Annotated in this window: 24 protein-coding genes; 15 read left to right on the plus strand and 9 right to left on the minus strand. The window is 67.9% G+C overall.

Annotation, left to right across the window (positions count from 1 at the left end; all coding sequences use genetic code 11):
- Nucleotides 1-102 precede the first annotated feature (102 nt).
- The gene (locus tag FZ029_RS02930; protein WP_149267945.1) at nt 103-1146 is read left to right on the plus strand and encodes a lipid A deacylase LpxR family protein; all 1044 of its coding nucleotides are present in this window, start codon (nt 103-105) and stop codon (nt 1144-1146) included.
- A gap of 4 nt (nt 1147-1150) precedes the next feature.
- On the opposite strand, the gene FZ029_RS02935 is transcribed toward FZ029_RS02930, so the two are convergent.
- On the minus strand, nt 1151-1795 hold the full coding sequence (locus tag FZ029_RS02935; protein WP_149267946.1) for a DUF4337 domain-containing protein: 645 nt from the start codon (nt 1793-1795) through the stop codon (nt 1151-1153).
- Nucleotides 1796-2017: 222 nt separating this feature from the next.
- On the opposite strand from FZ029_RS02935, the gene FZ029_RS02940 reads away from it, so the two are divergent.
- The 10 genes from FZ029_RS02940 to FZ029_RS02985 all read left to right on the plus strand — a co-directional run bounded on the left by FZ029_RS02940 (nt 2018) and on the right by FZ029_RS02985 (nt 14342).
- On the plus strand, nt 2018-2584 hold the full coding sequence (locus FZ029_RS02940; protein WP_109154513.1) for a septation protein A: 567 nt from the start codon (nt 2018-2020) through the stop codon (nt 2582-2584).
- Between the two features lie 119 nt (nt 2585-2703).
- Nucleotides 2704-3018, plus strand: a complete 315-nt coding sequence (locus tag FZ029_RS02945) for a twin-arginine translocase TatA/TatE family subunit (protein ID WP_149267947.1) — start codon at nt 2704-2706, stop codon at nt 3016-3018.
- Nucleotides 3019-3200: 182 nt separating this feature from the next.
- Nucleotides 3201-4295 carry an SPOR domain-containing protein gene (locus tag FZ029_RS02950; RefSeq protein ID WP_247892124.1) on the plus strand — a complete coding sequence of 365 codons (1095 nt, stop codon included), beginning with the start codon at nt 3201-3203 and terminating at the stop codon, nt 4293-4295.
- A gap of 267 nt (nt 4296-4562) precedes the next feature.
- Nucleotides 4563-4964, plus strand: a complete 402-nt coding sequence (locus FZ029_RS02955) for a response regulator (protein WP_149198098.1) — start codon at nt 4563-4565, stop codon at nt 4962-4964.
- Entirely contained in the window at nt 4961-7174 is a 2214-nt protein-coding gene (locus FZ029_RS02960) for an exonuclease domain-containing protein (protein WP_149267948.1), read from the plus strand. The genes FZ029_RS02955 and FZ029_RS02960 overlap by 4 nt, the downstream gene beginning before the upstream one ends.
- Nucleotides 7171-7407, plus strand: coding sequence for a hypothetical protein (locus tag FZ029_RS02965; RefSeq protein ID WP_149267949.1), 237 nt, complete (start codon nt 7171-7173; stop codon nt 7405-7407). Before FZ029_RS02960 ends, FZ029_RS02965 begins: the two co-directional genes overlap by 4 nt.
- A gap of 9 nt (nt 7408-7416) precedes the next feature.
- Nucleotides 7417-10224, plus strand: a complete 2808-nt coding sequence (locus FZ029_RS02970) for a sensor histidine kinase (RefSeq protein WP_149267950.1) — start codon at nt 7417-7419, stop codon at nt 10222-10224.
- A 281-nt stretch (nt 10225-10505) separates the two neighbouring features.
- The gene (locus tag FZ029_RS02975; RefSeq protein ID WP_149267951.1) at nt 10506-12203 is read left to right on the plus strand and encodes a response regulator; all 1698 of its coding nucleotides are present in this window, start codon (nt 10506-10508) and stop codon (nt 12201-12203) included.
- A 52-nt stretch (nt 12204-12255) separates the two neighbouring features.
- Nucleotides 12256-13950: a PAS domain-containing sensor histidine kinase gene (locus FZ029_RS02980; protein ID WP_149267952.1), complete on the plus strand. Its 1695-nt coding sequence runs from the start codon at nt 12256-12258 to the stop codon at nt 13948-13950.
- On the plus strand, nt 13947-14342 hold the full coding sequence (locus FZ029_RS02985; protein ID WP_149267953.1) for a response regulator: 396 nt from the start codon (nt 13947-13949) through the stop codon (nt 14340-14342). Before FZ029_RS02980 ends, FZ029_RS02985 begins: the two co-directional genes overlap by 4 nt.
- Nucleotides 14343-14365: 23 nt before the next feature.
- On the opposite strand, the gene moeB is transcribed toward FZ029_RS02985, so the two are convergent.
- The 7 genes from moeB to FZ029_RS03015 form a co-directional block, all read right to left on the minus strand.
- A complete protein-coding gene (moeB, locus tag FZ029_RS02990) occupies nt 14366-15523 on the minus strand; it encodes a molybdopterin-synthase adenylyltransferase MoeB (RefSeq protein WP_188051808.1) in 1158 nt (385 codons plus the stop codon).
- A 9-nt stretch (nt 15524-15532) separates the two neighbouring features.
- A complete protein-coding gene (locus FZ029_RS32870) occupies nt 15533-15811 on the minus strand; it encodes a MoaD/ThiS family protein (protein ID WP_246457728.1) in 279 nt (92 codons plus the stop codon).
- The gene (locus FZ029_RS02995; RefSeq protein WP_247892125.1) at nt 15808-17229 is read right to left on the minus strand and encodes a TfuA-like protein; all 1422 of its coding nucleotides are present in this window, start codon (nt 17227-17229) and stop codon (nt 15808-15810) included. Before FZ029_RS02995 ends, FZ029_RS32870 begins: the two co-directional genes overlap by 4 nt.
- The gene (locus FZ029_RS03000; RefSeq protein WP_149267955.1) at nt 17226-18590 is read right to left on the minus strand and encodes a YcaO-like family protein; all 1365 of its coding nucleotides are present in this window, start codon (nt 18588-18590) and stop codon (nt 17226-17228) included. Before FZ029_RS03000 ends, FZ029_RS02995 begins: the two co-directional genes overlap by 4 nt.
- A 157-nt stretch (nt 18591-18747) precedes the next feature.
- Nucleotides 18748-19713 carry a hypothetical protein gene (locus FZ029_RS03005; protein ID WP_149267956.1) on the minus strand — a complete coding sequence of 322 codons (966 nt, stop codon included), beginning with the start codon at nt 19711-19713 and terminating at the stop codon, nt 18748-18750.
- 332 nt (nt 19714-20045) lie between these two features.
- Nucleotides 20046-20750 (minus strand): hypothetical protein, encoded by a 705-nt coding sequence (locus tag FZ029_RS03010; RefSeq protein ID WP_211104092.1) that lies wholly within the window; start codon nt 20748-20750, stop codon nt 20046-20048.
- Between the two features lie 128 nt (nt 20751-20878).
- Nucleotides 20879-21451, minus strand: coding sequence for a GNAT family N-acetyltransferase (locus tag FZ029_RS03015; protein ID WP_149267958.1), 573 nt, complete (start codon nt 21449-21451; stop codon nt 20879-20881).
- Between the two features lie 335 nt (nt 21452-21786).
- On the opposite strand from FZ029_RS03015, the gene FZ029_RS03020 reads away from it, so the two are divergent.
- The 4 genes from FZ029_RS03020 (at nt 21787) to glyS (ending at nt 25879) form a co-directional block, all read left to right on the plus strand.
- Nucleotides 21787-22239, plus strand: a complete 453-nt coding sequence (locus tag FZ029_RS03020) for a hypothetical protein (RefSeq protein ID WP_247892126.1) — start codon at nt 21787-21789, stop codon at nt 22237-22239.
- A gap of 123 nt (nt 22240-22362) precedes the next feature.
- Complete coding sequence (locus FZ029_RS03025) at nt 22363-22656, plus strand: hypothetical protein (RefSeq protein WP_149267959.1); 294 nt, start codon at nt 22363-22365, stop codon at nt 22654-22656.
- Nucleotides 22657-22842: 186 nt separating this feature from the next.
- On the plus strand, nt 22843-23739 hold the full coding sequence (locus FZ029_RS03030) for a glycine--tRNA ligase subunit alpha (RefSeq protein ID WP_149267960.1): 897 nt from the start codon (nt 22843-22845) through the stop codon (nt 23737-23739).
- Between the two features lie 4 nt (nt 23740-23743).
- Nucleotides 23744-25879 (plus strand): glycine--tRNA ligase subunit beta, encoded by a 2136-nt coding sequence (gene glyS, locus FZ029_RS03035; RefSeq protein WP_149267961.1) that lies wholly within the window; start codon nt 23744-23746, stop codon nt 25877-25879.
- A 192-nt stretch (nt 25880-26071) separates the two neighbouring features.
- Here the strand turns inward: glyS and FZ029_RS03040 are convergent, their stop codons facing one another.
- Nucleotides 26072-26713, minus strand: coding sequence for a chemotaxis protein (locus FZ029_RS03040; RefSeq protein ID WP_149267962.1), 642 nt, complete (start codon nt 26711-26713; stop codon nt 26072-26074).

The raw sequence follows: 26713 nt of genomic DNA on the forward strand, positions 1-26713 counted from the left end.
GAGGGGTAGCTTCGGCTGCCCCTACCCCAAAAGAAGCCGCGCCGCAGCGCAACACACTCTCTTTCCGTCCGTTACCCTGCGGAACGGATGGAGCATGCCGGAATGGTGACGAAAAGCGGCCCTGCCTTGGCCGCAGCATTTGCGACCCTGCTGCTGACCGCATCGGCGGCCACCGCGCAGGAAACCACCCCTCCCCCCGGCGACGAACCGGCGACCTCCGGCCCGGCCATCGGATTCTGGATCGACAACGACCTGTTCGGCGGCGGGACCGATCGCTATTACACGAATGGATTCCAGTTCTATTACTTCTCCGGCGCGCGGCCGACCTACGGCAGCATCGATTGGCTGGCCAATCTGGTGCCCTGGATCGAGCCGGGAGGGGTCCGGCGCTATGGCTTCGCCTTCGGCCAGAACATCTACACCCCCGGCAACCTGACCGCCCGCGATCCCGACCCGCGGGACCGGCCCTATGCCGGATGGCTCTATGGCCGGCTGTCGGTACTGAACGAGACGCCGACGGCGGTGGACCGCATCGACCTCGACCTCGGCATGGTCGGTCCGGCCTCGCTGGCGGAACAGACGCAGAAGGCGGTCCACAAGATCGTCGACGGCGCCACCTACCCGGAGGGCTGGAACTATCAGCTGCATGACGAGCCGGGCGTGGTGCTGAGCTATGAGCATGTCTGGCGCGACGAGAAGCCCAACAGCCTCGGCCCGGTGGAGTGGGACCTCAGCCCCCATGTCGCCGGCAGCCTGGGCAATGTCCTGACCTTCGCCGCGGCCGGGGCCACCGTCCGGCTGGGCGGCAACATGCCGCCGCCGGTGGGGGCATTGGTGACGCGCCCGACCTCCAGCATCCCCTACCAGGACAATCCCTATTGGGAGCGGCCGGGGCGCTTTTCCTGGTATGTCTATGCCAGCGCCGAAGGGCGGGCGGTGGCGCGCAACATCTTCCTGGACGGCAACACGTTCCGCGAAAGCCGGTCGGTCGCCAAGCATCCCTTCGTCGGCAGCATGCAGGCCGGCCTGACCCTGCGTTACGGCCGCTATGGCGTGACCTATGCCCAGACCCTGCAGACGCCGGAATTCCGCGGCCAGAAATCGCTGACCAACTACGGCTCCCTGCGTCTGTCGGTCCAGTTCTGAGCGGTCAGAGGAAAGGCAGCGGCAGGATCAGGGTGAAGCCGTCGGCCGCCATCAGCACGCCGGTCACGGCCAGCGCGCGGCTGGTCCACAGGATGAAGCCCTTGTTGGTGATGGCGAAGACCGACGCCAGCACGATGGCGAGCTGCAGCATGCCCTCGGCGAAGTCGAAATAGGGATCCTGGGCCGCGGCATGGTCGCGGCGAAATTCCGCCGCCTTCGCCTTGCCCAGCAGGTCCTTGCGGCTGTTCTTGCCCTCGTCCGCCTCCATCCGTTCGGCCGACTGGCGGTATTCGGCGGACCGCTGCAGCGCCTTGGCCTGCGCATCGGCCGGCATGCCGGCGGACAGCAGCTCGATCTCGTCGGCGGCAAGCCGCAGGCTGATCTGGCGCTGGGTCTTGGCCTGATAATAGGCGAAGCTGTCGGACGCCTCGATGGCGCTGGCCATCAGCTCCTTGCCCGCGTTGGAACCGGCGACGCTGACGATGGCGAGCACCGCGGCCAGGACCGAGATGTAGATGGCGGTGGAGGTCTTCACCCCATGCCCGCCCTCTTCCCCGTCTTCCGAATGGTGCCGTCCGGCGGAACGGCGCTGGGCCTTCTCCCGCTCATGCGCTTCGTCGATCAGGTCCTTCACTTCGGCTGCTTCCATCGTCCCGCTGCCCTTCGTCGGAGGCCCGCCGATCGGCGGATGACGAAAGAGGTAGCGAAGCACGCGTCGCGAGAAAAGCCCCCCTTGCGTCCTTGTGGGCCGATCCGCGCGATGTCACCGTCGCACACACGCCGTCGGCCTGCCGTGGTAGCGCACCCGAATGTCCCGCACGCCAACATTCGCCCCTTTCATGGGCGGCCGGTTCGGGCTATGTCAGGGGGCATGAACCAGTTCGCACGTCTGGCGATCGAGGCCGGCCCGCTCGCCGCCTTCTTCGTTGCCAATTCGCAGGCCGGCATCATGACCGGCACCGCGGTCTTCATGGTCGCCATCACCATCGCGGTGGCGGTGTCCTGGCGGCTGGAACGCCGCATCCCGATCATGCCGGTGGTCGGCGCCGGATTCGTGCTGTTGTTCGGCGGCCTGACGCTGTGGCTGCAGGACGATCTGTTCATCAAGATCAAGCCGACCCTGGTCAATCTGCTGTTCGCCATCGTCCTGTTCGTCGCCCATGCGATGCGACGCAACGTGATGAAGCGCCTGCTGGGCACGGTGCTGAGCCTGTCGGACGACGGCTGGCGCACGCTGGGCATCCGCTGGGCCTGGTTCTTCCTGCTGCTGGCGGTGCTGAACGAGGTGGTGTGGCGGAACTTCACCACCGACATGTGGGTCAACTTCAAGGTGTTCGGCATCATGCCGCTGACCTTGCTGTTCAGCGCCTTCCAGGCGCCGCTGATCATGCGCCACCAACTGCCGGAGGAGCCGGCGGAAAGCGGCCCGGCGGCCTGAGGGGCGTCCTTTATCACGGCGCTCCCCACGGCCGCCTCTTGTGCGGCGCGGAAGGGGCACTCACATTGGTGGCGACCGCGACGACGTCCGCTCCGACCGAATTTCAGAGGTATTGATCGATGGGCAGTTTCAGCATCTGGCACTGGTTGATCGTTCTGGTCATCGTGCTTCTCCTGTTCGGCGCCGGCAAGCTGCCCAACGTGATGGGCGACATCGCCAAGGGCGTGAAGGCCTTCAAGGCCGGCCTGAAGGACGAGAGCGACGAGGCCAATCCGCCCGCGGCGACCACCGCCCAGGCCCCTCCCGCCGCGATCAACCCCGCCCCCGCCCAACCGGCCCAGTCCGCGGCCGCTCAGCCTGCCGCACCCCAGCCGGCCCCCACCCAGCCCGCCTCCACCCAGCCCGCCGATCCGAACAGGCCGCACCAGGGCTGACGTCCCTTCTTTCGTGCCGCCCATCCGCCGGGCGCGACCGCATGGCGGTTTGATGGAGCGGCAAAATACGATAAAGAGAAGGGGCTTTCCGCAGCCGGGCCGTGTCACCGCGACCCCGGCAACCGGAAGGCCCCTTTTTGTGCATTCAGCCGGCCCGCATGACGGGCAAGCGCAGGTCGACCGTGACGCTCCAGCCACCGCCCCGGCGGGCTCCCACCCTGACGACACCGACTTCCAAGGACGAGATGAAGGCCAACGGCAAACCTTCCGAGACTCCGCCGCCGGAGAACGAGGACATCGCCAAGCTGCTTCGCGCCTTGAACGAGGATCTGCGGGCCGACCCGCAGGACGAGGACGTGGAGTATGAGGAGGAGGAGCCCGCGGGCCGCAGCCTGCCGTTGGGCAAGATCGCCCTCGCCCTGCTGGCGGCTGGCGGAATCGCCGTCGGCGTGGTCTATTTCGGCTCGGGCGATCCGGCACCGGTGACGACGGCCACCAACAGCTCGGCGCCGATGGTGCCGGCGCCCGCCATCACCCGCGCGCCCTCCTCCCCGGCCCCCGCACCGACCGCCGCGGCCCCGGCGACTGAAAGCCTGCCGGCTCCCACCCAGGCGGCACCGGTCCAGTCGGCACCGGCCCAAACCGCGCCGTCCGCCGCGCCGCCGCCTCCGGTCGCCGCCCTGCCCGCCAGCCCGCCGCCGGTCCTGAAGGTGCCGGAGCCGCCGGCCGTGCCCGCCACCGCTCCTGCCACCTCGCCGAAACCGCGGGCCGCCGCCCCGACCGAGACCGCGCCCGCCGCGCCGGCCGCACAAAAGCCGGAGCCGCCGAAGCCCGACGCGGCCAAGCCGGAACAGCCTGCCGCCGCGCCGAACGATTCCGGTTCGCTGCAGGCGATGCTGGCCCCGCCCAAGGATGCCGCGAAGCGTCCGCCCACCGCATCGGCCGGCAATGGCGAGTCGAAGCCGACCGCCAAGGCCCCAGCCCCGTCAACCGCCACCTCGGCAGCCCCCTCGGCAGCCCCGTCCGCCGCGGCGCCGGCCGGGCGTTATACCGTACAGGTCGGCACCTTCTCGGTAACGGCCAACGCCGATTCGCTGGCGCAGCGGCTGCAGGGCGGCGGCTTCCAGGCCTATACGGTGGACTGGACCGACAGTTCCAACCGGTCCTGGCGCGCCGTGCGCGTCGGCGGCTTCCCCGATCCGGCCGCGGCCAAGCGCGAAGCGGAGCAGTTGAAATCGAAGATGGGGCTCAACCCGGTCGTCGTGACCACGCGCTGATCCCGGTCCGGACCGGAGGCGATTCGCAGCCGGTTCTTGCCCCTGCGACACTGTGTCATCCAAACGAAAGCCCGGCGGCGACATTTGGTCGCGGCCGGGCTTTTTCTTGGGCTTAGCACCCCCGTTCTTTGGTCGGGGGAGCCGGGAGTGCCGCTTGATCCCCGCTTCTCTTTGCTCGTACCATGGACATTCCAGGGCACGAATGCATTGCCCCGGCCACAAATTGGGAAGCCGGCAAAAGACCGGCGTACCGGAGGACGCCCCGCCATGAAGCCGACCATCCTGGTTGTCGACGACGAGCCCAGCATCGTCCTGTCGCTCCAGGTTCTCATGCAGCGCGCCGGGTTCGACGTGCGCATCGCCCGCGACGGGGACGAGGCGCTGCGCTCGGTGGAGAATTTCACCCCCGACCTGATCCTGCTCGACGCGATGATGCCGAAGCGCGACGGCTTCGATGTCTGCCAGACCCTGCGGACCAATCCGGCCTGGAAATCGCTGCCCATCATCATGCTGACGGCGCGCAGCCGCGACGTCGAACGGCAGAAGGGTCTGGCGCTGGGCGCCACCGACTACATCACCAAGCCCTTCTCCACCCGCGATCTGCTGACCACCGTCCGCCGCCATCTGGGCCTGACCGCCGCGGCCGGCGGCGGGGAGCCGGCGCCATGACCGCCCCGGCTTCACCGGCCGCGCCGACAACCGCCGCCTCCGCGGCTCCTCCCCTGCCCCGCCGCATGATCCCGCTCGCCTTCCGCGCCGCCGGCCTCGGTCTGGTGGCGCTGGCGGTCGGGCTGGCGGCGGCGGTGCGCGGGTCGGACGCATCGGATCCGCTGCTGACCTATGCCGTGGTGATGACGGCGGCCTGCGCCGCGGCGGTGTGGGGGCTTTGGCTGGCGGTCGACCGTTACCTGCTGCGCGCCGCCGAGACCTTGAGCCGCGAGGCGGGGCTGATCGCCCATGGCAATGCGGAGGGGGCCGTCGGCGGCCGGGTGCCGCTCTCCCGCTATGGCGATCTCCTGCCCATCGCACGCGCGGTGAACGAACTGTCGGACAAGCTGGCCCAGGTCCGCCGCGACATCGCCCGCACCGTCGCCGACCATACCGCCAAGGTGGAGGAGCAGAAGACCCAGCTCGCCGCCGTGCTGCGCGACCTGCATGAAGGCGTTCTGGTCTGCAACACCCGCCACCAGATCCTGCTCTACAACCAGACCGCCCTCGACATCCTCCACCTGGCCGGCGACCTCGGGCTGGGCCGCTCGCTTCTGCATTTCGTGGTGGCGGAGCCGGTGACCCACACGCTGGAACGGCTGAGCTTGCGCGTCCGCGAAGGCCGGCACCTCAACCACGAGCACGGCACCACCGCCCAGTTCGTCGGCGCCACCACCGACGGCCGCATCCTGCTGGAAGGCCGGATGAGCGCCATCCTGCAGGATCCCGATCCTGCGTCGGACGAGCCGCCCGCCATCACCGGCTATGTGCTGACCCTGTCCGACGCCACCAGCGAAATGGCCGCGCTCGGCCAGCGCGACGCCCTGCTGCGCGAGGCGACGGAGGGGTTCCGCGCCCCCATCGCCAACCTGCGGGCGGCGGTGGAGACGCTGTACGACGCCCCCGATCTCGGCCCCGGCGACCGCGCCGCCTTCGAAAGCGCGATGCTGGAATCCTGCGACAGCCTGTCGCAAAGGCTGGAGCGGGTGACGACCGCCTACCGCAACGTCGTCACCGGCAGCTGGCCGATGAGCGACATCCACTCCAACAACCTGATCAACCTCGTGGCCCACCGGGTCGGGACGGAGACCGCCACCACGGTGACGCTGACCGGCCTGCCGCAATGGGTGCATGGCGACAGCCACAGCCTCGTCCTGCTGTTCGCCTATCTGATCGGGCGGGTGCAGGCGCTGACCGGCGCCACCGCCTTCGATCTGGAGGCCGCCGGGCTGCAGGATGGCGACCGCTGGGTCTATCTCGACCTCGTGTGGGAAGGGCCCGCGGTGCCCAGCGCCACGCTGGACGGCTGGCTGGACCAGACGCTGCCCGACGGCCTGGGCGGCCTCAGCGCCGGCGACGTGCTGCAGCACCACCGCAGCACCGCCTGGAGCGAACCGCTGCCCAACGACCTTCCCGGCGGCGCCGGCCGCGCCCGGCTGCGCGTACCGTTGCCGCCTGCACAGTCGCCACGCACCGCACAGCCGCGCCCACGGGCCGGCGCCCGCCCGGAATTCTTCGATTTCGGGCTGCTGCACCAGCCGCTGGCAACCAGCGAGCTTGGCCGCACGCCGCTGGACCGGCTGCATTACGTGGTGTTCGATACCGAGACCACCGGCCTGTCGCCCAGCACCGGCGACGAGATCATCCAGATCGCCGCGGTCCGCGTGGTCGGCGGGCGCATCCTGACGGGCGAGACCTTCAACACGCTGGTCGATCCCCGGCGGCCGATCCCGCCGGAGTCGGTCCCCTTCCACGGCATCACCGACGGCATGGTGGCGGGCAAGCCGACCATCGACGCCGTGCTGCCGCAGTTCCGCAGCTTCGTCTCCGGCGCGGTGATGGTGGCGCACAACGCCGCCTTCGACCTGAAATTCCTGAAGATGAAGGAACGGGCGGCGGGGGTTTCCTTCGACTGCCCGGTGCTGGACACCATGCTGCTGTCCCGCATGCTGCTGGGCAATGACGGCGACCACACGCTGGACGGCATCGCCGAACGGCTGGGCATTGCAGTGGTCGACCGCCACACCGCGCTGGGCGACAGCCTGGTCACCGCCGCGGTGTTCCTGCGGATGGTCGAGATGCTGCGCGAGCGCGACGTGCGGACGCTGGACGACGCCATCCGCGGCGCCAACATCCTGGTCGAACTCGCCGCCCGGGAGCGCGCCTTTTGAGCGCGCCTGACCGGGAGGCGGGCCGGGAAGCGGGCCAGGATGCGGGTTCCGGCCGCCACCGCGACCGGATGATCGGCCTGTTCCTGCTGGCGGCGGTGGTGTTCAACCCGCCGCTTCTCGGCATTTTCGGGGTGGAAGGGAGAGTCCTGGGCGTGCCGACGCTCTATGTCTGGGTGTTCGGCCTGTGGGCGGCGGTGATCGCGCTGGCCGCGCTGGCCGGCCGGACGCGATAGGGGCGCGGCATGGAGGTCGGACTGGACTGGACCACCGTCCTGATCGCCGCCCTCGCCTACCTTTCCGCCCTGTTCGCCATCGCCCATTGGGCCGACCGGCGGGAGGCGGCGGGGCGCAGCGTCATCGCCTCTCCCACGATCTTCGCCCTGTCGCTGGGCGTTTATTGCACGACCTGGACCTTCTACGGATCGGTCGGGCGGGCGGCGACGCTGGGCATCGGTTTCCTGCCGGTGTATCTCGGCCCCACCCTGCTGATGCTGCTGGCGCCGCTGGTTCTGCGCAAGATCCTGCGGATTGCCAAAACGCAGCGCATCACATCCATCGCCGACTTCCTCGCCAGCCGCTACGGCCACAGTCCGCTCTTGGGCGGGCTGGTGGCACTGACCGCCACGGTGGGGGTGACGCCCTACATCGCCCTTCAGCTCAAGGCGGTCGCCGTCAGCTTCGATGCGCTGACCGGCGGCGGCGGGATGGGTCCGGCGGAGGGTCCGTTTCTCGACCATGGCTTCCTGATCGCCGCGGTGATGGCGCTGTTCGCCATCGTCTTCGGCGCCCGCCAGATCGACGCGGCGGAGCACCATCCCGGCATGGTCGCCGCCATCGCCCTGGAATCTCTGGTGAAGCTGATCGCCTTCCTGGCGGTCGGGCTGTTCGTCGTCTGGGGCCTGCATGACGGGCTGGAGAGCCTGTTCGATGCGGCAGCCGCCCGTCCCGACCTCGCCCGCCTGACGGGCAGCGATCCGGCGCTCGGCCATGCGCCAGGGGGAAACGGGCCAGTGGGAAATGGGCCGTGGGGCGCCTGGGTCACCACCACGATCCTGTCAGCCGCGGCGATGCTGTGCCTGCCGCGCCAGTTCCAGGTGATGGTGATCGAATCGGTGGACGAATGCCATCTGGACCGGGCGGTCTGGCTGTTCCCGCTCTATCTCCTGCTCATCAACCTGTTCGTCCTGCCGGTTGCCCTGTCGGGGCTGCTGAGCTTCGGCGGACGGATCGATCCGGACCTGTTCATGGTCGCCCTACCGCTCGGCGGTGGAGCGGACTGGCTGGCGCTGCTGGCCTTCCTGGGCGGGCTGTCGGCGGCGGCGGGGATGATCGTCGTGGAGTCGGTGGCGCTGTCCACCATGCTGTGCAACGACCTGGTCATGCCGATCCTGCTGCGCACCCGGTCGCGGGCGCTGGCGCGCTCCGCCGATCTGGCGCCGCTGCTGCTGGCGGTCCGGCGCATCGCCATCGTGACGATCCTGCTGTTCGGCTATGGCTATTTCCGGCTGGCGGGATCGGCCTACGCACTGGTGTCGATCGGACTGATCTCCTTCACCGCGGTGGCGCAGTTCGCCCCGGCGCTGATCGGCGGCCTTTATTGGCGCGGAGCGACCCGGCGCGGCGCCATCGGCGGGGTAACGGCCGGGACGCTGGTCTGGGCCTATACCCTGCTGCTGCCCAGCTTCGCGCGGTCGGGCTGGCTGCCGGCCAGCTTCATCGCCGACGGGCCATGGGGAATCGCCGCCATGCGGCCTTATGCGCTGTTCGGACTGGAAGGTTGGGATTCGCTGGCCCATTCCCTGTTCTGGACCGCGCTCGTCAACATCGGTGCCTATGTCGGCCTGTCGCTGTTCGATCGGCCCGGCGCTGCGGAGCGGGCGCAGGCAGCCGCCTTCGTCGACGTCTTCCAGTCCGCGCCGAACGGTGTCGTGCCGCTGCGGGAAGCACCGCCGGACTGGCGCAGCGCCGCCAGCGTCGGCGACCTCACCCGCGTGGTCGCCCGCTTCCTCGGGCCCCAGCGCGCCGAGCGGGCCTTTGCCGGTGCCGATCCGGACGAGCCGGCCGGGCCGGAGCGGCTGCGGCTGGCTGAACGGCTGCTTGCCGGCGCGATCGGCGGGGCGTCCGCCCGCGTCGCCCTCGCGTCCTCCGTCTCGGCCGGGGCGGTGGAGGCGGCGGAGCTTCTGCGCATGCTGGACGAGACCAGCGACGTCATCGCCCACAGCCGCGAACTGGAACGCAAGACTGCGGAGTTGGAGCGCGCCACCGACGCCCTGCGCGCCGCCAACGAACGGCTGACCGAGCTGGACCGGCTGAAGGACGATTTCCTGTCGACCGTCACCCACGAGCTGCGCACGCCGCTGACCTCGATCCGGGCGCTGAGCGAGATCCTGCACGACGACCCCGACCTTGATACCGACCAGCGGCAGGAGTTCCTGGCCGTCATCATCAAGGAGAGCGAGCGGTTGACCCGCCTGATCAACCAGGTGCTGGACATGGCGAAGATCGAGGCCGGGGCGCTGGACTGGCGGATCGAGACTATCGACGCCGGACCGGCGCTGACCGAGGCGGTCGCCGCGACGGAGGCGCTGTTCCTGGAGCGCGGCATCACCCTGTCGGTCGATATTCCCGACCGCCTGCCGCCGGTGCGCGGCGATGTCGACCGGGTGATCCAGGTCGTCGTCAACCTGCTGTCCAACGCCGCCAAATTCACGCCGCCCGGCGGCCGGACCCGGCTGGAAACCCGGTTGGAGAGCGGCTTCCTGAGGGTGACGGTGACCGACAGCGGCCCCGGCGTGGCGGCGAAGGACCGCGAACTGGTGTTCGACCGCTTCCGCCAGTCCGGCGACACGCTGACCGGCAAGCCGGCCGGCACCGGCCTGGGGCTGGCCATCGCCAAGCGAATCGTCGAGCATCTCGGCGGACGGATCGGGGTGGCGGACGCGCCGGCCGGGCCGAACCCCGAGTCGGGCAAGGGCGCCGCATTCTGGTTCACGCTGCCGCTCGCCGCGAACACGGCCGATGTCCCGGAGTTCGGAGTGCGGCAGGAGTGAGCGGGCGCCGATCCGTTACAATGGTCTGGCGGCGCCGCGATCCCGTGTTATCCTGCAGGATATCCGCGCCCCACATCAAAACCCCACCTTGAAGAAGGGAATTCCGCTTGCGGTCCGGCCCAAGCTCTTGCCCCGAGCGGCATACAACCGATGGGGTGCCATACGCCACAGCCCTTCCCGTTCGGACGATGCGCGCTTATGGTAGGCTGCGCGCAACCGGGCGCCATGCGGGTTCGGCGGAGCGGCCCGCCTGTCGGGCGGGTTGGCGGTAGGAAGGCGGGATGGGCAAGATACTGGTTGTCGACGACGAGCGGGACGTCCAGACGCTGATCATGCAGCGTTTCCGCCGTGCCGTGCGTGCCGGCGAACTGGAATTCCTGTTCGCCCATGACGGGAAGGAGGCGCTGGAGACCCTGCGCGCCCGTCCCGACATCGACATGGTGCTGAGCGACATCAATATGCCGGGCATGGACGGGCTGACTCTGCTCGACCATCTGCCGCAGGTGAATGCCGACATCCGGGCGGTGATGGTGTCGGCCTACGGCGATCTCGGCAATGTCCGCGCGGCGATGAACCGCGGCGCCTTCGACTTCATCATCAAACCCATCGACTTCGCCGACCTGGAAGCCACCATCCACAAGACGCTGGAGGCCTGCCGTTCCGTGCGCCGGCTGCGCGACGCGCTGCAGGAAACCCGGACGGCGGAGGCGGCGTCGCGCGCCCAGGCCGCCCGCCTGCGCCGGGTCCTGGACGGCAGCCCGATCGGCGTGGCGATCATCACCGAAACCGGGGAACTGCTCTACTGCAACCAGCGCTGCACCGACCTGTTCGGCGTGCCGGCGGAGACGCTGCAGCATCACTGCGCCCCCACCCTGTTCCGCCATGTCCAGGACCGGCTGACGGGACGGCCATCGGAAACCGAGGCTCTGTCGGCTTCGGAAGAGATCCATTACGTGCGCGAGGACGGGCGCACGGTGTGGATGGCGATGTCCGTCGACCGCACCAACTATGAAAGCAAGCCGGTCTTCATCGTCTGGCTCTATGACATCACCGAACGCAAGGTGCAGGCGGAGGCGTTGCGCCGCGCCAAGGATTCGGCCGAACAGGCGCTGGCCGACCTGGAACGCATGCAGTCGGACCTGATCCGGGCGGAGAAGATGGCGGTGATCGGACAGCTGATCGCCGCGGTCGCGCACGAGATCAACACGCCCGTCGGCATCGCGCTGACCGCCGCCACCCATCTGCAGACCGCGTCGGAAGAGATCATCCTGACCTTCAACGGCGGACAGCTGCGCAAGAGCGATTTTCAGGAATATATCGGCACGGCCAGCGAGGTTTCGACGCTTCTGGTCGCGAACATCGAACGTGCCGCCGCCCTGATCCAGAGCCTGAAGCTGGTGACGGAGGGCAAGGCCAATTCCCCGCGCAGCCGCTTCGACCTTCGCGATTATCTGTCCGACATCGTTCTGGCGGTGCAGGTGCAGCCGGCCGCGTCCAGGCACCAGCTGGTGTTGGACTGCCCCGACGGCATTGCCCTCGACACCTATCCCGGCGCGCTGACCGAGGTGCTTCTGGCCCTGCTGACCAATGCCTTCGCCCACGCCTTCGAAACGGAACCAGCCCCGGCGGCCGTCGTGGAAGGCGTCGGGGCCATGGCCGGCGGCGGAGCCGAAGGTCTGGAAGAGGAGCCTGACGGCAGCCGGAACCGCCGGGGCCGGGTCACGGTTTCGGTCCGGCTGCTCGACAACGAGCGGATCGAACTTGCCGTGTCGGACAACGGCCGCGGCATCCCGGCCGACATCCAGCCGCGGCTGTTCCAGCCCTTCGCCACCACCCGGCGTGGATCGGGCAGCATGGGGCTGGGGCTTTATGCGGCCTTCAACCTCGTTACCGGCAAGCTGGGCGGCGAGATCGACATCGACAGCGCGGTCGGCCGTGGAACGACCGTGATCCTGCGCCTGCCGCTGGATGCCCCCTGACACGGCTTGGATGACCACCTCGCAAGACCGGTACGGGAGACGGGAAACGGACATGGACGATTTCACCAACCTCAAGGTTTTGCCGCCCCGATCCGTGCAGGAAGCCCTGGACCTGGGGCGCGTCTACCATGACCAACTCGTCGCCGCGATGCCCGGCCTGCTCGTCCACCGCAACGATACCATCCTGCATTGCAGCGCCACCCTCGCCCGCCTGCTTGGATATGAATCGGCCGAAAGCATCCAGGCACTGCCCGGCGCCATGACGCTGGTCCCCGAAGACGACCGGCACACCGAACAGGATGTCTACACGCGCTGCCTGAAGGGACTGATCCGGTCGCAGGTGCGCAGGATCAAGCGCCACCGCGCGGACGGCAGCGTCCAGTGGTTCGACCAGCTCATGGAGTCGGTGGACTGGGGCGGCCGGCCGGCGGTGATGGAGATGCTGACCCTGATGCGCCCGCTGGCCGCCAATGCCGAGCTGCCGCACCAGGAACAGTTGTTGCAGGCGGCGATCGACGCCATGCCGAACGGTGTTCTGATGCTGGATCGCGACCTGAACGTCGAAGGCGCCAACAGCGAATTCTATCGGCTGTGGGATTATCCCATCGGCATGTTCCCCCCCGGAACGGCCGTTGCCTTGATTTTGACCTACAACCACGCACGCGGCGATTATGGCGACGTTCCCTGTGAAGAGACCGTCGCGGAATTGTGCTCCCGTTATTTGGTCAAGGGAGTCTTCAACTCCGAGCGCCGCGTCCCGAACGGCCGCACCCTCGATATTCGCACTGCGCCACGTGCCGATGGCGGCTATGTCATCACCCACCATGACATTACCGACCGCAAACGCATCGAGGACGAGCTTCGGCAGGCCAAGGAGCGTGCCGAAGCAATCCTGAAGGAACTACGGGAAACCCAGCGGCAGTTGATCGTGCAGGAAAAGATGGCCGCACTGGGCCAGCTGACCGCAGGAATTGCCCACGAATTGAAGAACCCACTGAACTTCGTCAATAATTTCGCCGAGCTTTCGGGCGAATTGCTGGACGAGTTGCTGGAGCTGCTGGAGCCGCTGAACGGCCATCTGGATGATGCCACACGGGTCGATGTCAATGACCTGGCCGGCAGCCTGCAAGGCAATTTGCGCAAGATCGCCGATCATGGCCGGCGCGCCGACGGCATCGTCAAAAGCATGCTGGCCCATTCGCGCGGCGGCGGTGGCGAGTGGCAGGCTACGGACCTGAATGCCCTGGTCGAAGAGGCGCTGACCCTGTCCTACCATGCCTTCCGTGCTCAGGACCGTGCCTTCAACGCCATATTGGCGAAGCATTTCGACCTTGTGGTCGGCGAGGTGAAGCTGGTGCCGCAGGACGTGTCGCGTGTCCTGGTCAACCTGTTCACCAACAGCTTCTACGCCATCCGGAAACGTCAACTGATCTGCGGCGACCCGACATTCGCGCCGCGGGTCGACGTTACAACCTTTGCAAGCGCCGCAGACGTGTCGATCCGGATCCGGGACAATGGCATCGGCATGCCGCCGGCCGTCATCGACAAGCTGTTCACACCCTTCTTCACCACCAAGCCGACCGGGGAGGGGACCGGGTTAGGTCTTTCGCTGAGCTATGACATCGTGGTACATCAGCACAGGGGGCGATTCGACGTGTCCAGCGTCGAGAACGACCACGCCGAATTCACAATCACGCTGCCGCGTGCAGCGACCGCGGTGTCGTTAGGGGAGCGCCGAAAGACATGACCCTGGGAATTCTTGTCGTCGACGACGAACCCGACATCGAGGATCTGTTCCGCCAGCGCTTTCGTGCCGAACTCCGCCGGGGTGAATTGGTCTTTCACTTCGCCGCTTCGGCCGAGGAGGCGTTGCAAAGCCTGAACTCCGGACTGCAACCGGAGGCGGTGCTCGTCCTCAGCGACATCAACATGCCGGGCATGAGCGGGCTGGACCTGCTGGAGCGCCTGCGGGTCGACTCGCCGGACGTGCCGGTCATCATGGTCACCGCCTATGGCGACAACGAGAACCGCCGCCGGGCGCTCGACATCGGTGCCACGGATCTGGTGACCAAGCCCGTCGATTTCGTCGCGCTGAAAAAGCTGGTCCACAGCGTCATCGAGCAGAAAAGCGCCGCCTGACGGGGCATACCGGCCCATTCCGTTCATGCCCCGCACACGGCTGCAAGATCGGTCAGTTCGGATGATGCGCCGGCCGCGCAGGACGGGCAGTGCGGGTCGACCGGAATCGCGATCTCGCTGAACTCGCCCCGCAGGCCATCATAGAGCAGCAGGCGGCCGGCCATCGGCTCTCCCAGCCCCAGCAGAAGCTTGATCGTCTCGGCCGCCATGATGGTGCCGATCACGCCGGGCAACACGCCCAGCACGCCGGCCTCGGCGCAGGACGGCGCGTATTCGGCCGGCGGCGGTTCCGGGAACAGGCACCTGTAGCACGGGCGAACGCCCGGCGCGGCGCCGCCAAACACCGAGACCTGCCCTTCGAACCGGAAAATGGCGCCGTAGACGTTCGGCACGCCAAGCCGCAGGCAGGCATCGTTGACGAGATAGCGCGTCGGCAGATTGTCGGACCCGTCGACCACCACGTCATGGCCGGCAAGCAAATCCAGCACATTGGCGGCTTCCAGCCGGGCTTCGTGGGCCACCACCTCGATGGTCGGGTTCAGGTCGAGCAGCGCGGTGCGTCCGCTCTCCACCTTGCGCTGCCCCAGCCGGCTTTCGGCATGCAGAATCTGGCGTTGCAGGTTGCTGCGCTCGACCCGGTCGTCATCGATCAAGGTCAGCCGGCCGACGCCGGCGGCAGCCAGATACAGCGCGATCGGCGACCCCAGACCGCCGGCGCCGATCAGGGCGACGCGGCTGCGCAGCAGCTTGTGCTGTCCGGCCTCGCCGACCTCGGGCATGGTCAGATGACGGCGGTAGCGCTCGCGCTGGGCGGCGTCGAGCCGCGGCGGCACCTCCACCGGGAGGCCCGCGGCCTTCCAGGCGGAAAAACCGCCGGCGACCGAACGCACATCCCCATAGCCCAGCCGCAGCAGATCCTCGGCCGCGAACAGCGACCGGGTGCCGCCGGCGCACATCAGCAGGATCGGGCGCGCCGGATCGGGCGCCGCCTCTTCGATGCGCAATTCCAGGAAACCGCGCGGCAGGCGCAGCGCCCCGGCCGGAGTGCCGGTCGCCGTCTCCTCGTCCTCGCGGACGTCGACGAGCAGGGCGCCTTCGGCCTGCAGGGACAGCGCCTCCGCGGCGACGATCTCCGGAATACGGGCGCGCAGGTCGGACAGGCGCCGGTCCTTCAAGCTCATGACTGCTCCTCAACCACCCGCCAGGGCGACCATCAGCGTCAGGGTGGCGCCGGCCGGCACTGCCGCCTCCAACCCACCCAGACGCCGGACATCGTCACGACCGAGATACACGTTCACGAACCGGCGCAGTTCGCCCTCCGCGGTGAACAGCCGGTCGCGGAACGTCTCCTGCCCGGCGGTCAGCGCCGCCAGCGCCTCGCGCACGGTGGCACCCGGAACCGCCACCTGATCCTTCCCGCCGACGAAGCCACGCAGCGGAGTCGGTATGCGAATCGTCACCTCGGTCACGCCTGCATCTCCTCTTCGGGAAGGGCCTCGGCGGCCTTGCCAAGCGCCGCCTCCGCCTCGGCGGCCAGGCGGCGGAACAGATCGCGCACCTGCTTGGCCCGCATCAGGTCGATACGCAGGTCGAGCACGTCCTTGAAGCCGTTCTCGTTGGCCCAGACATCGGCCGGTGCATCCATGCGGCAGTTGGTATGGGCGAGATGGTCAGCGATCAGCTCATCGATCGAGTCGGTCGGCTGCTGGCTGTTGTCGCCGAAATGCAGCGCCATCACCTGTTCGATCAGCGCCGCCTCCTCCGCCGTCGCCTCGTACAGCCCGCGCAGGCGCAGTTCGTTCAGCACCGGCTTGGTCGTGCGCGCCATCATGCGGCGGGGGATCAGCCAGCGGATCATCGCCCGCTCGACCGCCAGTTCATGCATCAGTTCGGCGAATTCGGCGTCGGCCAGGTCGTTGCGGCGGCACCAGTCGGCCAGCGCCTCCGGGCTGCCGAGCTTCCTTGCGCTGCAAAAACGCCAAACCTCGGCATCGACCGCCGCCTGGTCGACGGTCACGCCGACCACCTCCGCCAGTTGAATGATCAACAGCCGGCCGAGCGCCGCCTTGTTGATCTGGGCGAAATCCGGACGGTGCAGCGCCGCATGGCTGGCAATTTCCGACAGCGGCACGCTGTAGCCGCCATGGGCGACGCGCCGGTCACGTTCATACAGAACGTTGAACGCATGCGAGGCATTGAAGGTGAAGGGGGCCGGACGCGGCGGGGTGATCAGGCTGGCGAGATGGCCCAGCAGCGCCTCGGCGTCGCGGCGCTTCTGGTCGACCGCACCGACCGCCAGGAAGGCATCGATCCGCTGCGCCTCGGCGTCGGTCAGCCCGGCGTCCGCCCAGATGCGGTCGCGCTTGCGGTCGGTGAAGTAGAGCCGCTTCGCCGCAGCGATCACCCGATCGTGCAGATCGACGTCGACCACCCCCGCCGCCAGCGCTGCCGCCATGCTGGCGCGCAGATTCACCAGCGGCTCCGACAATGGGAAATAGCCGTCCTCCGGTCCCGCGTGGGCAAGCGCGACCTCGTCGTCGCCGGTCAGGCGGCCATCGATGAACTGCCGCGCCACCTCGCCCACCGGCACCATGCCGAAGGGATGGCATTCCGCCGCCCGCAGGGCGCCCATGCTGGAGGCGCCATAGACGGCGATCCCCTGATGCAGGGCGAACAGGATCTCCTTGTGCCAGACCGACAGGGACTGGCCGAACACGCCATCGATCAGAGCGATCACGTCCGGGCGATGAATGGTCATCGCGCTGAGGACGTCCGCCTGCGCCGCCGGCGGCAGATAGATCGCGTCGGGCAGCAGCACCCGGGCGTCGTCCAACGGCATCGTAGGGCCGAGGAACACGCAGATCTTCATGCGCCCCATCCTGTTCATGCGACCGCTCCCACCCGGCCGGACTGCGCCTGCAATGCCTTGGCGAAGGCCACGGGGCGCGGGCCCGGGGTGTAGAAATCGAAAAGATACCCTTCCAGACCGGGCACCACCACCCGCACGACCGGAATGCCGATCTCCGGCTGGGTCAGGTCAAAGACCAGGGCCTGTTCGATGCCGGAGCGGCGCAGAACCTCCAGCAGCAGCGCGATATCGCCCTCGAAGGTCGGCGCGGAGAGATTCGCGTGGCGCCGGCCGTCGACGTTGCACGGCGTGCTTTCCAACGCCGCGATTTCCGCCGTGCCGTCGGCGTTCTGGTTGCGGATCAGGTCGCGGCGGAAGAAGTCGTCCCGCGATCCCGCGATCAGCACCAGACGCGACTGCACCGCCTCGGTCAGTGCCCGGCACATGGCGACCGCCGGCTCCAGATGGCTGCCATAGCCGCGATGCATGCCCGTCTTGCGGACGTCCCGGTCATAGACCATCGCCATATAGCTCGGCACCCCCATGTCGGTGGTGACGTCGAACAGCAACGGACAGATACCGGCCTCGTCGAAACGGCGCAGCAGATCGAGAACGGAGGGCGCGTCTATGGTCGACAGGTCCACCCGCGGCATCGGAACGCGCAGCACGTCGCTGGCATAGCGCCAGCACGCCACCGAGTCGCGTTCGATCACCTCGTAGAGGCCGGCCGCGACCGCCTCGAGGATGTGGTTGCCGCTGGCCAGTCCGTTGGTCCCCATCGCATAGAAGCTGCGCAGGCCGGGGCGGGCGACCGGGTTGCTGTAGAGGCCGACGGATGTCCACGGCGCGGCGACCGGGCGTCCGTTCATCAGATCCCAGCCCCAGGTCCAGAATTCCGGATTGTCGGGTCGAAAAGCTCCGCCCTTTGTACCGGGGATCCGGTCGAGCGGAATGCGCCCGTCGGCGGGCAGCTGGTTCCAGCTGACCTCCAGATAAGGAAGCTGCAACGTCTCGGCGTGATAGAACTCGATCGCTTCCATCGCGGCCGACACGGTGGCGGCGGCAAGGCTGAACCCCTTGCCGGCACTGCCCGACAAGGTGGGGCTGTTGGGCCGGTGGCCCAGCACCGTGTGGATGCCCAGCCGGTCGAGCCCGGTGACGTCGGCCAGCCGGGTGATTCCGCAGCGCGCGAAATGGGGAGCGATGCGCACCAGCGTCTCTTCAGGCGTCGCTGTGCGATGGGTGCCCAGGAAGAAGCGCTTGGCCGCATGGTGGACGGTATCGCCCAGCCGGATACCGAACAGCGCCGCCCCATTCGGAACGGGAGAGACACCGAAGTGCGGCGCGGCCGGAGCCGGCGCCGGAGGACGGCTTTGATCGAACGAAGCGTTGACTGGCATGGGTGCGGTCTGGGCCCTCGGCTGCGGCCGGTTCGGATAGGGACGTCAGCATTCATCGTCCCGCCGCCATCGGCAAGAGCCAACTCAGCGGAACCACTCAGCGGAACCGTCGTGACGCGGGGGCCGGGCGTCGCGAGGACGCCGGCCCCCCCCGACATCACGACTTGATCGGCGTGTCGTCTTCGGTCGCCGCCGGATTGGCCGTGCCCGCAGCGCTGGATGCAGGCGACGGAGCACCCGCCGCAGCGAACCCAGCCATGCCCGCACCACTGAACGCAGGCGACGGGGCACCAGCCGCGGCGAACCCGGCCGTGCCGGCGGCACCCGCCGCGGCAAACCCAGCCATGCCCGCACCGCTGAACGCAGGCGACGGCGCTCCCGCTGCGGCGAACCCGGCCATGCCAGCGGCGCTGGCCGCAGGAGACGGAGCGCCAGCCGCAGCGAACCCAGCCATACCCGCACCGCTGAACGCAGGCGACGGAGCGCCAGCCGCGGCGAACCCGGCCGTGCCGGCGGCACCCGCTGCGGCGAAGCCGGCAGTACCAGCAGCGCTGGCCGCGGGAGACGGAGCGCCAGCCGCAGCAAACCCGGCCATGCCAGCAGCACTGGCCGCAGGCGACGGAGCACCCGCCGCGGCGAAGCCGGCCGTACCAGCAGCGCTGGCCGCGGGAGACGGAGCGCCAGCCGCAGCAAACCCGGCCATGCCAGCAGCGCTGGCCGCAGGAGACGGAGCACCCGCCGCAGCGAACCCGGCCGTGCCGGCGGCACCCGCCGCAGCAAACCCGGCCATACCCGCAGCACTGGCCGCAGGCGACGGAGCACCCGCCGCGGCGTGTCCGGCCATGCCGGCGCCAGCAAAGGACGGAAGTGCTACGCCGGCCAGCGATACAGCCGACGCCGCATTTGCAATCGATTCAGCGACCGTTGCGACACCGGTCTCTTTTGACAGGCTGCCGAATGCTTCGGCCGCGGCAGAGCGCACATCTTCCGCCGTTATTCCGGCAAACCCGCCCTGCGCAAGAAGCGCCTGCTTGCCGGCAATATCCGACGTGTTCAGCTGATCCCTAAAACCGCCATCGGTGGCGAGACGCTTAATAAGGTCAAGAGCCTGTTCGCTGGCCATTTGGCCCCTCCTGCAACGGGACTGCCAATTTGATTGTTACTATCGTTGAGCAACAGCTAAACCAATAGCATAGGCAATCGAGTCAGTTTCCACCAAAATCCGGCGGCTTCCGATGAATCGCGCGTAAATTTAATATTGGGCCGCCGACCTGTCAGGCGATGGAAACGGTACCGATTCGCCAAGAAAATACCGCGCGTCGATCCAACGCGCAAAATATTGAGCACAACGCGCAAAGACAAACCGGTTGCCGTGATAAACAGGGTCAAAAACGGCAGGCCGACTGGAGCGACTCGGGATCTCTCCAGTCAGCCCACCCACTACCGTTCCTGAATTCAGGCTGCCTTCTGATAAGCAGAGGCGGACGCACGGCTGAAATTCGCGGTGAACGACGCCATCACATGGACATCGACCGTTTCAATCGCAGACGCGCTTGCCGCGACATGCAGCGGAGCCAGCGCACGACCATCAGCCGTCTCGATCGCAGACGCGCTCATCGCGACATGCGTCGGAGCCAGCGCACGACCGTCGGCCGTCTCGATCGCGGAAGCGCTCATCGCCACATGCGTCGGAGCCAGCGCACGACCGTCGGCCGTCTCGATCGCGGAAGCGCTCATCGCGACATGCGTCGGAGCCAGCGCACGACCATCGGCCGTCTCGATCGCAGATGCGCTCATCGCGACATGCATCGGAGCCAGCGCACGACCATCCGCCGTTTCGATTGCAGATGCGCTCATCGCCACATGCATCGGAGCCATCGCACGGCCGTCAACTGTCTCGATCGCAGACGCGCTGGCGCCAACGGCGGTCGCCACGCCGGCGCTCGGAGCAAGGTTGGAAGCGACGGGCTGAACGGCCTCGGCTTGCGTGCCGAAGACGTTTGCAGCAGCCGTGCGCATGTCGGACGCCGTCAGCGTTCCGAAACCGCAACGCTGGAGAAGATCGCGCTTCCCCCATGCGTCGAGGGATTGCAACTGGCTGCGAAAGCCATGGTCGGTAGCGAGGGACTTCAAAAGATCGAAAGCCGTCGAGTCGGCCATGTTCATCGCCTCCATCATTCATGCCGGCCAGTTCCAGCGGACATGACGACGGTACTGTGAAGCCTCAGTCTCGAACAAGCTAAAAAAGTTGCGCTTGGGGGGAATATTTCTACCGTCTGGCCATCCGATCAGCAGGCCCGACTCTGCAGCGACCGGACCGCTTGAGCACGGCCGCCACCGAACCACTCCTCACGGGTCTGGCGCCAGAAATCGGCCTCGGCCGGGACCATGGGTTCAGGCAGAAGACCCGATCCGCGGATTTGGGACCCAAGACGGCGCGCCACGGCCTGCGAGGCCGCATTGTCCGGGTGGATCGAATGGACGACCTCGGTCCAGCCGAGATGGTCGAACACCCAGTCGATGGCCGCGACGGCGCTCTCCATCGCATAGCCACGCCCCCAGCAGTCGCGTGGAAGTACCCAGCCGACCTCCGTCACCGGCCAGCCTTCGGGCACCCAGGGACCGACCCGCCCCACCCACCGGCCGCTGTCCTTCTCGATCACCGAAAACATGCCGAAGCCCTGGATCGCCCAGGCACCGGCCATGCCGACGAACCCGCGCCACGCCACGGAACGCGATTGCAGGCCGCCGATGAAGACGGTCGCCTGGGGGTCGGTCATCATCGCAGACCAGGCATCGAAGTCCTCGGCATGCGTGGGCCGCAGGATCAGACGCGCGGTTTCCAGCACCGGCTCACCCATGGATGCCACCATCGCCAACCGGAAAGCACCGTGAAGACGGCAAATCCAAGCCGGGAATATCCTTCGCGGGAAGCCAAGGCATTGCGCGCAGATCGGGGATAATCGACAACCGAAGACACATGACAGCACCGCTTCAGACAACGCATGGACGAATCATCATTCACAGGCATCAGCCGTCCGTCCAGAGCGAACTGTCGGTACTACCCCCTCATCTAAGCGGAACACCCTAGGCGTTCTGGGCTAGGGTGGCGGCGTGTCCGGCAACCCATATAGTAGCGCGCCTCCCGGTCCCGCGACCGTGGGGACAAGAAGAACGGACACAAGAACGGAGTACGATGATGTCGCGGTTTCGGATGGCGGCTCTGGCCCTGACGGCAATGAGCGGCGCAACCCTGGCCCTCGCCGGCTTCAGCGGCGGCGCCGCAGCCCAGTCCAAGCTGGATTCCTCGGGCCAGCCCGTGTGGGACGAAAGCCACAACCAGCGTCCGACCGCGCCCAGCGACCGCGCGCTGGCGGCCGGGGTGGTGACGCTGCGCACGGCGACCTCCGCCCCCGGCCTGCTCGGCGTCTACGCCCGCAATGGCCTGCCCTTCGACATCGTGCTGAGCCGGGTCGACGCCACCCAGTGCGTCAACATCGTGCCGGAGGATTGCGGCCTGCTCGGCACCGACATCCGCGTCGCGACCGGTGCGGAGGTGCTGGTGCGCAGCGTGCGGCAGGCCGACATGACCCGCACCTATGGTGTCGTCCCGGTCTACAGCTGGCGCCCGGCGGTCGCCGCCAAGTAACGCAGGATGGGCGGGACCGCCGCCGCCCGTGCCGCGGTCCCGCCCATTCCGTCTCCACCCTATTCTCTTGACTTCCCGTCGCCTGCGGGCTGAATGCCCGGGAGATCAGACGGGTTGCCGGCGATGATATCCTTGTCCAAGATTCTTCTCCTTGCGCTGGTGATCGGCGCGGTCTGGTACGGCTGGCGCTGGATCAACCGCGTTCAGGAGATCGGCCGCGCCCGCACCGCCGCCCGCCGCCAGGACGGACCCAACCAGCCCGGACGGCGCGATGCCGCACCCGGCGCCTCGTCGCGCGATGCGGGTGCCTATGCCGTGGAGGCGGAGGACATGGAGAAATGTCCGGAATGCGGCGCCTATGTCGCCCCCCGCTCCGCCGTGTCCTGCGGCCGCCCGGCCTGCCCCTACGGTCGCTGACGGCGGGAGCGGCCTTTACGCGCCACGGCTTGGCCGCGCTCCGCGCCACGGCTTGATCGCGCTCTGCGCTACGGCTTGGCCGCGCTCCGCGCTACGGCTTGATCGCGCTCTGCGCTGCGGCTTGATTTGGCGGTGGCACCCGCCTATCGTGCCGCGCGTTTTCAACATTTCCATTGTGGACCGTCCATGGCCTCCCAGATCGGGACTTCCGACGGCGGAAACTCCGCCGACCGCCGCGGCCTGTCGTTCCAGGCCCTGATCCTCAAGCTCCACCAGTTCTGGTCGGAGCAGGGTTGCGTCATCCTGCAGCCCTACGACATGGAGGTCGGCGCCGGCACCTTCCACCCGGCGACCACGCTGCGCGCGCTGGGGCCCGATGCCTGGAAGGCGGCCTATGTCCAGCCGTCCCGCCGGCCGAAGGACGGCCGCTATGGCGAGAACCCGAACCGCCTGCAGCACTATTACCAGTACCAGGTCATCATGAAGCCCTCGCCGGCCAACGCGCAGGAGCTTTACCTGGACAGCCTGCGCGCCATCGGCATCGACCCGGCGCTGCACGACATCCGCTTCGTCGAGGACGACTGGGAAAGCCCGACGCTGGGCGCCTGGGGCCTGGGCTGGGAAGTGTGGTGCGACGGCATGGAAGTGACGCAGTACACCTATTTCCAGCAGGTCGGCGGCATCGAATGCGACCCCGTCGCGGTCGAGCTGACCTATGGCCTGGAACGCCTCGCCATGTATGTGCAGGGCGTGGAGAATGTCTATGACCTGGACTTCAACGGCCAGGGCGTGAAGTACGGCGACGTGTTCAAGCGCGCCGAGATCGAATATTCGAAGCATAACTTCGAGTTCGCCAACACCGACATGCTGCTCCAGCATTTCAAGGATGCCGAGGCCGAGTGTCAGGCCCTGGTGGCGCAGAACCTTGCGCTGCCCGCCTATGACCAGTGCATCAAGGCGTCGCATCTGTTCAACCTGCTGGACGCCCGCGGCGTGATCAGCGTTGTCGAGCGCGCCGCCTATATCGGCCGCGTGCGCACGCTGGCCAAGGCCTGCTGCGAAGTCTGGACGGGGGCGAAGTAATCCAATGACCGAACTCCTGATCGAATTCTTCTCCGAAGAGATCCCCGCCCGCATGCAGGCGCGGGCCGCCGACGACCTGAAGCGCCTCGTCACCGACAAGCTGGCGGCGAACGGCCTGACCTTCGCCAAGGCCGAAGCGCACTCCACCCCGCGCCGTCTGGCCCTGGTGGTCGACGGGCTGCCGGAGCGCACCGCCGACGTGCGCGAGGAGAAGAAGGGTCCGCGCGTCGGCTCGCCGGAGCAGGCGGTCGCCGGCTTCTTGAAGTCGGCCGGCCTCGACAGCCTCGACCAGTGCGAGCAGCGCGACACCGGCAAGGGCGTGTTCTACTTCGCCGTGACCGAGAAGAAGGGCCGCGAGACCGCCGAGGTGCTGGCGGAGATCATTCCCGCCGCCATGGCCGAGCTGCCCTGGCCGAAGTCGATGCGCTGGGGCACCGGCACCGTGCGCTGGGTCCGTCCGCTGCACTCGATCATCGCCCTGTTCGGCGGGCGTGTTCTCGACGGCGGCTATGACATCGGCGGCACCCAGGGCCGCATCGCCTTCGGCAACGGCACCCGCGGCCACCGCTTCCTGGCCCCCGACGCCTTCACGGTCGAGAGCTTCGCCGACTACAAGGAGAAACTGCGCGCCGCCAAGGTCGTGCTCGACCGCGAGGAGCGCAAGGCCAAGATCAAGGCCGACGCCGAGGCGCTGGCCAAGGCCCAGGGCCTGACCCTGTCGCCCGACGACGCGCTGCTGGAGGAGGTCGCCGGCCTCGTCGAATGGCCGGTCGTGCTGATGGGCGGCATCGACGAGAGCTTCATGGACGTGCCGTCGGAGGTGCTCATCACCTCCATGCGCACCCACCAGAAGTATTTTGCCGTGCTGGACGCCGAGGGCAAGATGGCCCCGCGCTTCATCGTCGTGGCGAACACCGAGACGCTGGACGGTGGCAAGGCCGTGGTCGCCGGCAACGAGCGCGTGCTGCGCGCCCGCCTGTCCGACGCCAAGTTCTTCTGGGACCAGGACCGCAAGACCAAGCTGGAAGCCCGCGTCCCGGCGCTGGAGAAGATCACCTTCCACGCCAAGCTGGGCACGGTGGCCGAGAAGGTCACCCGCGTGCAGCTGCTGGCCGCCGAGATCGCCCGTGCCATCGGCGCCGACAGCGACGCCGCCAGCCGCGCCGCGCTGCTGTGCAAGGCCGATCTGGTGACCGAGGTGGTCGGCGAGTTCCCCGAGGTTCAGGGGATCATGGGCCGCTACTACGCGCTGGGCCAGGGCGAGAGCGCCGACGTCGCCAACGCGATCGCCGACCATTACAAGCCGCTGGGTCCGTCGGACAGCTGCCCGACCGCGCCGGTTTCGGTTTCCGTGGCACTGGCCGACAAGATCGACACGCTAGTCGGCTTCTTCGCCATCGATGAGAAGCCGACGGGATCGAAGGACCCCTATGCGCTTCGCCGTGCCGCGTTGGGCGTGATCCGGCTGGTGCTGGAGAACGGGCTGCGGGTGAAGTTGGGAGAAGTGTTTGGCGAAGTCCTCTCTCAAGTCTGGGAGCAGGATATCGGTGCATATTATTACATAAGCCAGGGCAATGGCCCGAAAACCGGAGCCATTCATCCTCAGGATGTAAAGAGAGACCTGATGTCCTTCTTCGCCGACCGCCTGAAGGTGGTGCTGCGCGAGCAGGGCGTCCGTCACGATCTGGTCGATGCCGTGTTCGCACTCGGCGGCGAGGACGATCTGGTGCGGCTGCTGGCCCGCGTGAAGGCTCTGCAGGCCTTCGTCGGTTCCGACGAGGGCGCCAACTTGGCAGCGGCCTACAAGCGCGCCTCCAACATCGTCCGTATCGAGGAGAAGAAGGACGGCGCGACCTTCGACCAGCCGGTCGATGCCGCCCGTCTGGCCCAGGACGAGGAAAAGGCTCTGTTCGCCGCGCTGAACGAGGCCTCGGCCACCGCCAAGCCGCTGCTGGACGCGGAGGACTTCACCGGCACCATGGCGGCGCTGGCGAAGCTGCGCGGCCCGGTGGACGCCTTCTTCGACAAGGTCACGGTGAACGCGGAGGATAAGGACCTGCGCGCCAACCGCCTGCGCCTGCTGACGCAGATCCGCACGACTCTGAACGCGGTCGCCGACTTCTCGAAGATCGAGGGTTGAGGTTGGGGGGCGTTCACGCCTCCCTTCCGTTCTCTGCCCCCTCCCCATCCCTCCCCCGCCTTCGGCGGTGGAGGGGGCAGGACGCTTGTAAGCGGTACTTCAATGCCGAAGCAGTGGCAGTCCCCTCTCCCACCGAAGGTGGGGGAGGGTCAGGGAGGGGGCAAAAGCCTTACCCCCCTTTCAACTCCTCTGTCACAAACCCGCCAAAGCCCGCCGGATCGCCTCGCGGAAGGCATCCAGCGAGGCGATGTCCAGCAGGAACAGCGCATGCCCGCTGGCATCGCCGGCGGCCAGCGCCATGTCGATGCGCACGAACAGCACCGGGTCGGTGGCCGAACCGATGACCGCTGCCGGCGCGCCGGTGCCATAGCCCGGAACCGCCCCCGACAGCTCGCCGCCGATCAGGTTGGACAGGCTGGCAAGGCAGCCGTTCAGGATGATGTTGCCGATCTCGGTCAGCGCATCCTGCTCCATCTCGCCCGGCGCCTCGGCGGCGGGATCGACGGGGACCAGGCGGCCGACCAGGGCCAGCGTGCCGCGTTCGGGGAAGATCAGCAACGCTTCGCCGGTGAAGGGGCCGGTGAAGGCGCCGCGCACGGCGCAGACCGGTTGATCGCCGTCCAGTTCGTCGCCCACCTCGCTGGTGATGCGGGCGCGGGTCGACACCGCGAAGGACGGCACCGACAAATGCACCTCCTCGCCCAGCATGGAGCTGAGCGCGGCGGCCGGTTCGCCCATGCCGATGTTGAACAGCTCGGCGATGGCGTCGGCCTCGTCGGCGTCGAGGCGCAGCGGGTCTTCCGATGCCGGGCCGGCGGATGTGGAGTCGGCCAT

Origin of the sequence: Azospirillum sp. Sh1, assembly GCF_008365135.1 — a bacterium.
GTDB classification, from domain to species: Bacteria; Pseudomonadota; Alphaproteobacteria; order Azospirillales; family Azospirillaceae; genus Azospirillum; species Azospirillum oryzae.